This window comes from Pseudomonas sp. RGM 3321, assembly GCF_022836805.1.
Taxonomy (GTDB): domain Bacteria; phylum Pseudomonadota; class Gammaproteobacteria; order Pseudomonadales; family Pseudomonadaceae; genus Aquipseudomonas.
On record NZ_JALHBH010000082.1, the window covers coordinates 42,158 to 51,382 of the forward strand.

General features: G+C 59.4%; 8 protein-coding genes. 2 read left to right on the forward strand and 6 right to left on the reverse strand.

Features of this window, described 5'->3' with window-relative positions; all coding sequences use genetic code 11:
- Position 1: 1 nt before the first annotated feature.
- The 6 genes from RGM3321_RS02115 to RGM3321_RS02140 form a co-directional block, all read right to left on the reverse strand.
- Positions 2-799, reverse strand: coding sequence for an electron transfer flavoprotein subunit beta (locus RGM3321_RS02115; protein WP_244391347.1), 798 nt, complete (start codon positions 797-799; stop codon positions 2-4).
- A complete protein-coding gene (locus tag RGM3321_RS02120; protein ID WP_244391349.1) occupies positions 789-2,009 on the reverse strand; it encodes an electron transfer flavoprotein subunit alpha/FixB family protein in 1,221 nt (406 codons plus the stop codon). The genes RGM3321_RS02115 and RGM3321_RS02120 overlap by 11 nt, the downstream gene beginning before the upstream one ends.
- Complete coding sequence (gene dgcB, locus RGM3321_RS02125; protein ID WP_244391351.1) at positions 2,009-3,970, reverse strand: dimethylglycine demethylation protein DgcB; 1,962 nt, start codon at positions 3,968-3,970, stop codon at positions 2,009-2,011. The genes RGM3321_RS02120 and dgcB overlap by 1 nt, the downstream gene beginning before the upstream one ends.
- Before the next feature lie 116 nt (positions 3,971-4,086).
- The gene (dgcA, locus tag RGM3321_RS02130; RefSeq protein ID WP_244391353.1) at positions 4,087-6,147 is read right to left on the reverse strand and encodes a dimethylglycine demethylation protein DgcA; all 2,061 of its coding nucleotides are present in this window, start codon (positions 6,145-6,147) and stop codon (positions 4,087-4,089) included.
- A 15-nt stretch (positions 6,148-6,162) separates the two neighbouring features.
- Positions 6,163-6,693: a DUF5943 domain-containing protein gene (locus tag RGM3321_RS02135; RefSeq protein ID WP_244391354.1), complete on the reverse strand. Its 531-nt coding sequence runs from the start codon at positions 6,691-6,693 to the stop codon at positions 6,163-6,165.
- Between the two features lie 84 nt (positions 6,694-6,777).
- Positions 6,778-7,755: a dipeptidase gene (locus tag RGM3321_RS02140; RefSeq protein WP_004663330.1), complete on the reverse strand. Its 978-nt coding sequence runs from the start codon at positions 7,753-7,755 to the stop codon at positions 6,778-6,780.
- Positions 7,756-7,983: 228 nt separating this feature from the next.
- Between RGM3321_RS02140 and RGM3321_RS02145 the strand changes: the two genes are divergently transcribed.
- Together RGM3321_RS02145 and RGM3321_RS02150 are read left to right on the forward strand one after the other, a co-directional pair.
- Positions 7,984-8,394 carry a lysozyme inhibitor LprI family protein gene (locus RGM3321_RS02145; protein ID WP_244391355.1) on the forward strand — a complete coding sequence of 137 codons (411 nt, stop codon included), beginning with the start codon at positions 7,984-7,986 and terminating at the stop codon, positions 8,392-8,394.
- Positions 8,395-8,449: 55 nt separating this feature from the next.
- Positions 8,450-8,869: a DUF3010 family protein gene (locus RGM3321_RS02150; RefSeq protein ID WP_003382376.1), complete on the forward strand. Its 420-nt coding sequence runs from the start codon at positions 8,450-8,452 to the stop codon at positions 8,867-8,869.
- Positions 8,870-9,225: the final 356 nt, after the last annotated feature.

Consider the following 9,225-nt stretch of genomic DNA (forward strand, 5'->3'; position numbering starts at 1 on the left):
CTTACTTTACGACGCCCTCATCGATCAACAGCTTCAGAATCGCGGCTGCGCCCTCTTCCGGGCGCAGCCCCTTCAGCACTTGGCCTGCGCCGCCGCTTGCCTTGGCAGTGGCGGCTTTCATGCGATCAGCGCCGCTCTTGGCCTTGATGACCTTCAGGCGTTTGGGCCGCGGTCTGGCTGGCTGCAGCGATTGGTTCGTCAATAACTCATCGGCAACTACCTGAACTCTTTCGGTGTACAGCGTGCCACGCTGTGCGGGCCCGAATGCGCTCTGTCGAGGTTTGGGAGCCGCGTTATCCACAGTGGCCAGAAACGGCAGGCGGACCTTCAGCCGGCGACGCTGGCCGCGAGGCAGAGCCTGCAGGACCACTGCGGTACCGTTGTTCAGCGACTCGACTTCAGCCAGACCGGTCACCAGTGGCCAGCCCAGCCTTTCAGCCAACAGAAAGGGCAGCATGCCCGACCCTTCACCGGTTTCAGCCTGACTGCCGGCCAGCACCACCTGTGCGGCAGAACCCCGGAGGTAGTCAGTCAGAGCGACCAGCGCATCAGCGCCCTCGGGTTGCTCCAGCACATGCAGCTCGCTGAGCCCCATGCCAAGGTAGGCGCGCAGCGCCGGTTCTTCGGCATTGCCGGCGTGCAGTACCTGCAAGTTATCCCCAGCCAGCTGCAAACCAAGCTCGACGGCTCGTGCATCCTGTTCGGCGCGGCGCGCACGACCTGATGTCGGGTGCGCCCCGATGGACACCAGACTGATGATCTGTACCGCATGCTTATCCACATACACTTCAGGCTGCATCGCGCTTACCTCCGCTGCGCCAGGCTTCCACCGCAGCGATCAATGCCGTGAGCACTTCGGCGCTCTCGCCGATGACCGATAGATCAGCGCGTTTGACCATGTCGCACCCCGCATCCAGATTGATCGCAATGACCTTGTCGCAGGCGCCGATACCCTGCAGATGCTGGATGGCTCCGGAAATACCGACGGCAACATACACCCTTGCGGTAACCCAGGTGCCACTAGCGCCCACCTGTCGCTCGCGGCCCATGAAACCATCGTCCACCGCCACCCGCGACGCCCCTTCGGTGGCCCCGAGTGCCGAAGCGGCGTGATGAAACAGGTCCCAGTCTTTGACACCATTGCCGCCAGACAGAATGAATTCGGCTTCAGCCATGGGGATAACGCCAGGATCGACGGCTACCGCCCCCAGGTCTTCGATACGCGGCAGGCTGCGTGCTACGCCTGTGGACAACTCGACCGGCACTACCTCGTGGCGGGTTTCGCTGACCGGTTCGGCGCACTCTACAGCGGCCAGAATCAGGCGCGCCAGAGGCCGAACCAAGTCTTCGCGTCCTGCGCCTGCCCGACTTATGCACAGCTGGTGCTTGACCTGCCAGACCCGCGTTGCAGGTCGCTCGCCGATGCTGGCGGCAAGACGTCTTCCCAGCTCGCCACCGCCGGTACGGCTGTCCGGCAACAGCCAGTGGCGCGGGTTGAACTGGTTATCCACAGCCCGCAAACCCTGTACTCGCTGTTCCGGTGAATAACCGTCGAACCCGGCACCGTCGATAATCAACAACCTATCCACGCCAGCAACGTCGAACGCAGTTTCCTTGTGCTCACCGAACACCACTGCCAGCACGGCACCCTCGGCACCCGCCAGCTGACGCGCCAGCCCCAGCAAGTCGCGGTCGTGGCTGCTCAGACGGCCGCCGACCATATCGGGCACCACCGTGATATAGAACGCTGGCTCGGCGATGGTATGCAGCGGCAACTGCACGTCGGCGACGGCTGAACGCTTGACCGCGCCACCCTGCTGCGCGCCGCTACGGTCGATACGCTTGATACCGTTGGGGCCGATAAAACCCACACTGTGCACATTCTTTCGCATCAGGCCATTCGGCCCCATCCAGCTGCTCTGCGCCGGCTGCATGGCCGCATGCAGTGGGTGCAGTCGATTGCGGGCAATCCAATCGGCGCGTGGATCACGGCGGATAATGTCACTCATCAGAGCACCTCCGCGGGTTCACGTTTGGCAGGCGCTGGCGTGTTGGGGATAACTTCCTCAATCAGCGCATCGGCCACCAGTTCGGCAATGTCCTTGATCAGCGGTCGCGGTTCAACCACGCCTTCAAGCATGGCCGTGCACTGTGGACAACCGACTGCTACCACTTCGGCAGCGGTTTCACGAATGTCGTCCATGCGCATGTCGGGAATCCGCTGCTTGCCGGGGATATCGGTAATCGGTGCGCCGCCACCACCGCCACAGCAGCGGGAACGAAAGCCCGAGCGCTGCATTTCCCTGATCTCGATACCCAATGCGCGCAGCACTTCACGCGGAGCCTCGTATTCACCGTTGTAACGGCCCAGGTAACACGGATCGTGATAGGTCACGCTGGCACCTTTGTGCTGGCCCAGATTCAAGGCACCATTGCGCACCAGTTCAGCCATGAAGGTGCTGTGATGCTGCACCTGATAGTCGCCACCAAACGCGCCATATTCGTTTTTCAGCACATGAAAACTGTGCGGGTCGCAGGTCACGATGCGTTTGAAATCGTAACGGGACAGGGTCTGAATGTTGCGTCGGGCGAGCGTCTGGAAGGTCGCTTCATCACCCAACCGCCTGGCCACATCACCGCTGTCGCGTTCTTCGAGGCCCAGCACGGCGAAATCCACCCTGGCCGCCTTGAGGACTTTGACGAACGCGCGCAGGGTGCGTTGATTACGCATGTCGAACGCGCCATCACCGACCCAGAACAGCACATCCACGGTTTTTTTCTCGCTGAGCAATGTCAGGTTCAGATCGGCCGCCCAGTTCATTCGCCCGCCCGGTGCAAACCCGCCGGGGTTGTCGGTGGCGATCAGGTTGTCCAGCACCTCGGCGCCCTTGTTTGGCGTAGCGCCCTTTTCGAGGGTCAGGTGGCGGCGCATGTCGACGATGGCATCGACGTGCTCGATCATCATCGGGCACTCTTCGACACAGGCCCGGCACGTGGTGCAGGACCACAGCGTTTCGGCGTCCACCAGCCCGTTGACGATGGGCTGATGCGGATTGCCGCCATGCTCGCCCAGCGGCTTGCCTTTGCCATCCAGCGATGGATATGGACTGCCCGCAAATTTTGCGTCGGTGCCACCGGCAAGGCCGACCACCATGTCCTGAATCAACTTTTTCGGGTTGAGTGGCTGGCCTGCCGCAAACGCCGGACAGGCCGCTTCGCACTTGCCGCACTGCACGCAGGCGTCGAAGCCCAGCAGTTGGTTCCAGGTGAAGTCCTGAGGTTTCTCCACACCCAGCGGTGCGGTTCGATCGTTCAGGTCCAAAGGTTTCAGGCCCGTGGAACGTCCGCCAGCAAAACGCTCGGCACGCCGGTGCCAGGCCAGATGCAGCGCTCCGGCGAAAGCATGCTTCATCGGCCCGCCCCAGGTCATGCCGAAGAACAGCTCACTGATGCCCCACAACACGCCCAACCCGAGTATCACAACCAGCACCCAACCACCAAAATGCTCGGGAAGAATGCCCGCTACCGGCAACGTGACCAGAAAGAAACTCGCGGAAAACGCCATGAGGCTTTTCGGCAGGCGCATCCACGGCCCTTTCGACAAACGCGCGGGCGGATTGAGACGACGCTTATAGACAAATACCGCGCCGACGAACATCACCGCTGTCATTAGCAATAGCGCGTAGCCAAGAACACGGTTATGCAGGCCGAAACCGTGCACCAGAATCACCAGCCCGATTGAGGCAACCGCCCCGCCTGCAGTGGCAACGTGGGTGTTGGCGATGTATTTATCGCGTGCGACTACGTGGTGCAGGTCGACCATGTAGCGCTTGGGCATGGCCAGCAGACCGCCGAGCAAGTCCACTTTCGAGAACCGTCCGTTGCGCCACATGCTCACCCGCCGCCATGCACCCAGCGCCGCAAGGGCCAGGGCACTGAACAGCAGGATGGGAAGAAGGGTGTCTAGCATCACGTTGCCCTCAAGGTGCAAGCTTTAAGCTGGAAGCCTCAAGCTACAAGCTTCAAGAAAAAGCACCGAGCAAAGGCTTCTACTTGCAGCTTGCGGCTTGCAACTTGTAGCTGTTCTCAAAAATCCTTGCACAGGCGCAAGCCGTCATAGATCGCTGCATGGGTATTGCGCTGCGCCACGCAGTCGCCGATACGGAACAGCAGGTAACCGTCGCCCGGCTGGCTCAATGAAGGCTGAGGCTGAATGGCGAACAGCGCGTCGATGTCGATCTGGCCTTTGTTGCGCGAGCCTTCCTTGAGCCCGTAATAGATCGCTTCGTCCGGACGCACGCCGTTTTCCACCACCACTTGATCGACCACTCGCTCTTCCTTGGCGCCGGTGTATTCGTTTTCCAGCACCGCCACCAGCTTGTCGCCCTCGCGATAGACCTTTTCCAGCATCATGTCGCCGGTCATAATCACTTCCTTGGGGTACATGCTGCGGTAGTAGGTCGGGAACGATGTTCCGCCAATCGCCACTCCCGGCTTGATGTCATCGGTGACGATTTCAACCTGGCTGCCCTTGTCGGCCAGATAGTCGGCTACAGACATACCGGTGAACTCGCAGATGGTGTCGTAGACCAGCACGTTCTTGCCCGGCGCAACCTTGCCATCCAGCACGTCCCAGCTGCTGACCACCAATCCCTCGGCAGCGCCCCAGTGTTCGTTCTGCTCCAGAAACGGATGACCGCCCACCGCCAGCACCACGATGTCCGGGCGCAGGTCGAGGATGGTTGCTGCATCGGCCGCAACCCCCAGACGCAAATCTACTTTCAGGCGCGCCAGCTCCAGCTGGAACCAGCGCGTAATACCGGCAATCTGGTCGCGCTGCGGAGCCTTCGATGCCGTGGTGATCTGCCCGCCAATGAATTCCTTCTTCTCGAACAGGGTCACGTCATGACCACGCTCGGCAGATACCCGAGCCGCTTCCATACCGGCAGGACCGGCACCGACAACCACGACCTTGCGTTTCGGCCCGGCTGATTTTTCGATGATGTGCGGTACGCCCATGTATTCGCGGGACGTCGCAGCGTTCTGGATGCACAGCACATCCAGCCCCTGATACTGGCGGTCGATGCAGTAGTTGGCACCGACGCACTGTTTGATCTGATCGATCTGGCCCATCTTGATCTTGGCGATCAGGTGCGGGTCGGCAATGTGCGCGCGGGTCATGCCGACCATGTCCACATAGCCGCCTTCCAGAATGCGCGTTGCCTGGTTCGGGTCCTTGATGTTCTGCGCATGCAGCACGGGAGCCTTGACCACTTCCTTGATTCCAGCAGCCAGGTGCAAAAACGGCTCCGGTGGATAACTCATGTTCGGAATGACGTTGGCCAGGGTGTTGTGGGTGTCGCAACCCGAGCCCACAACACCGATGAAATCGATCATGCCGGTGTCGTCGTAATACTTGGCAATCTGCTTCATGTCCTCGTGACTGAGACCATCGGGGTGGAACTCGTCGCCACAGATGCGCAGGCCCACACAAAAGTCGGGGCCGACTTCCTTGCGCACCGCCTTGATGACTTCCAGACCAAAGCGCATGCGGTTCTCGAAACTGCCGCCCCATTCATCAGTGCGCTTGTTGACCCGCGGGCTCCAGAACTGGTCGATCATGTGCTGATGCACGGCGGACAACTCGACGCCGTCCAGCCCACCGGCCTTGGCGCGGGCCGCTGCGCTGGCGTAGTTGCCGATCACTCGCCAGATCTCTTCCGGCTCAATGGTCTTGCAGGTCGCACGGTGTACCGGCTCACGAATGCCTGACGGCGACATCAGGGTCGGCCAGTGATCGCCATCCCAGCGCGAGCGACGGCCCATGTGGGTAATCTGGATCATGATCTTGGCGCCGTGCTTGTGCATGGCGTCGGCGAGGTTCTGAAAGTGCGGGATGATTCTGTCGGTCGCCAGATTGACCGATTTCCACCAGCCTTGCGGGCTGTCGATGGCGACACTTGATGAGCCGCCGCAGATGGCCAGACCGATGCCGCCCTTGGCTTTCTCTTCGTAGTACTTCACGTAGCGGTCAGTGGTCATGCCGCCGTCTGTGGCATAAACCTCAGCGTGCGCGGTACTCAGCACACGGTTACGAATTGTCAGTTTGCCAATCTGGATCGGCTGGAACATCGCTTCGAAAGCCATAACGCGATCCTCGATTTACAGCGGCTTGACGACAAACAGTCCGTCGTCGTGACCTTCTTCGGAGCCACCGTAAACCTGCTCGGCTACGGTACGGATCGAGCTGCCGCTGGCGGCGAGTATCTGGTCCATCGCCCCGGCAAACCAGCCGGTGAACATGTAGTCGACCTTGCGCCCGACCTTGCCGTAGACATACACGAAACAGGAGTGCTCAAGCTTGACGCTGGCGGTGCCTTTTTCGATATCGATATCCTCAATCTTGAACAGCCCCCAGCCGCGTTGCGACAGACGCTTCATGTAGTGCTCGAATACGGCAACACCTTGCAGGCCGTGGCATTCAGCTTCCTTTTCACACCAGTGCCAGGCGGATTTGTAACCGGCTTTGTAGAGAATTTCAGCGTAGGCATCGGCACCCAGCACTTCTTCGATGCCCATGTGGTTGTTGACGAAAAAGTGCCGCGGCACATAGAGCATCGGCAACGCATCGGAGGTCCAGACGCCGGTTTCGCTGTCGACTTCGATAGGCAGTTGCGGGGCGATTTTAGCCATGGGGGTCAAACTCCAGATGATTCGGGTTACACCCACCGCCTGAAGGGCCGCGGGGGTTCAATTCGATAAGGTGTGGCTGGCGGATTACTCGCCCCAGACGTCGGCCAGTACGTTGACCCAGTTCTCGCCCATGATCTTGCGCACCACGCGCTCGGAATGACCGCGCTTGAGCAACGTTTCAGTCAGATTGGGAAACTCGCCCACGGTGCGGATGCCCAGCGGGTTGATGATCTTGCCGAAGCTGGTCAGGCGGCGGGCGTAGCCCTTGTCGTGGGTCAGGTATTCGAAAAACTCCTGACCGTGGCCCTGGGTAAAGTCAGTACCAATACCGATGGCATCTTCACCCACGATGTTCATCACGTATTCGATGGCTTCGGCGTAATCGTCGATGGTCGAATCGATACCCTTGGCCAGAAACGGCGCGAACATGGTCACGCCGACAAACCCGCCATGATCGGCGATGAACTTCAGTTCGGCGTCGGACTTGTTGCGCGGGTGTTCCTTGAGGCCGGAGGGCAGACAGTGGGAGTAGCAGACCGGCTTTTTCGATTCGAGTATGACCTCTTCCGAGGTTTTCGAACCAACGTGGGAAAGGTCGCACATCACCCCGACGCGGTTCATTTCAGCGACGATCTCACGTCCGAAACCTGACAGCCCTCCGTCGCGCTCGTAGCAGCCCGTGCCCACCAGATTCTGGGTGTTGTAGCACATCTGCACGATGCCGACGCCCAGTTGCTTGAAGATCTCGACGTAGCCGATCTGATCTTCGTAGGCATGCGCATTCTGGAAGCCGAAGAGAATGCCGGTCTTGCCCAGTTCCTTGGCCTTGCGAATATCGGCGGTGGTGTGCACCGGCATGACCAGGTCGCTGTTCTCGCGCATCAGTTTCTGGCTGCTGCAGATGCTGTTGATAGTTGCCTGGAAGCCTTCCCATACCGACACAGTGCAGTTGGCCATAGTCAGGCCGCCCTTGCGCATGTCTTCAAACAGCTCGCGGTTCCACTTGGCGATGATCAGCCCGTCAATAACGATGCTGTCGGCGTGCAATTCGGCTGGGCTCATCAGGCTGTCCCCTTTTTTGATTCCGGCGCGCCGAATCGGCTGTCGGCGCTAATGGGGTCAGCATATGCCGGAGGGTCGCGTGAACCGGGTGCAAAAACGACAGAGGGTTTGCCGAAAGCGTCAAGATGCGACAAAGGGGGACGGCGAGTCGTCGCTCGATGTCGTAAACCTGTTCAATGTCTCACGCTTGAGACAGAATCTAGCCTATCAATGGATCGGAGCGACTCGATGAAAACGTTTTTGCTGACCCTGGCCCTGATGGCAACGGCTGTGACAGGCGTACAGGCTGCTCAGAACCCGGATGTCTCGCCTTGCGACGGTGTTGACGATGACAAGCAGACTCTGGAGTGCTCGGTTTACAGCCGCACGACTGCAGAAGAATTGCTAAAGGAAAACTTCGACAACCTGCTCAAGCGCGTTCAGTCGCAGTTCGTCGCCAATAAGACGCAGTTCAACGACTTTACCAGCAAACTCAAGACTGCCCAGCAAGCCTGGGAGAAGCTGCGTGACGCAGACTGCGCCGTTGAAGTCTTCCCTTCTGCGGCAGGCAGCAAAGCTTTCACCATCAGTGAAAACGACTGCATTGCGCGCATGAGCGACGAGCGCTCGGAGTACCTGGAGTCGATTGCACAGGAATAACGTCTACGATGAGATAACCTGCTTCTTTATATGAACGAGCTCATCAGGTTTTCTCATGATTATTTGCGGTGTAGAAATCAAAGGCAGCGAAGCCATATTCGCCCTTGCCACTCGGCAGAGCAGCGGGCTCGCTCATCTGCCGCTGGCCACGAAAAAGATCGCGCTGGAGGACGATGAAGAGCCTGCCAACGTCAAGGCTTTCGCTACGCAGCTCGCCAGCTTCGTACGCGAAAACGGCGTCAGCCACATCGCCATTAAAAAACGCAGCAAGAAAGGCGAATTCGCCGGCGGCCCGACCACATTCAAGATCGAAACCATCTTTCAACTGATGTCCGATTGCGATGTAGCGCTGATCTCGCCGCAAACCATCAACGCGCAGAACAAGAAACACGCTTTCGCCCTGCCCGATACGCTTAACAAGTATCAGCACGAGGCTTACAAGGCAGCGTGTGCGGGGTTGATGAAGAGCGTTTAAGCGCTTCAAGAGCTCCCGGCACCGCATGCCCACGCGGAGTACCCATCGTTACACACAAGTCCGCTTTTGATTCTGGCCGAAGGCCGTGGGAGCGAACTTGTTCGCCAAGACGGTCGTTCAGAAAATGCATTATCGGAGAATGTACCGGCCCTTTCGCGAACAAGTTCGCTCCTGCGCCCGCCGGGCAGAAGCGAGATGTTCAGGCTCTTCAGCTTCAAGAGCTTCCGGAACCGCATGCCCACGCGGAGTACCCATCGTTACACACAAGTCCGCTTTTGATTCTGGCCGAAGGCCGTGGGAGCGAACTTGTTCGCCAAGACGGTCGTTCAGAAAATGCATTTTCGGAGAATGTACCG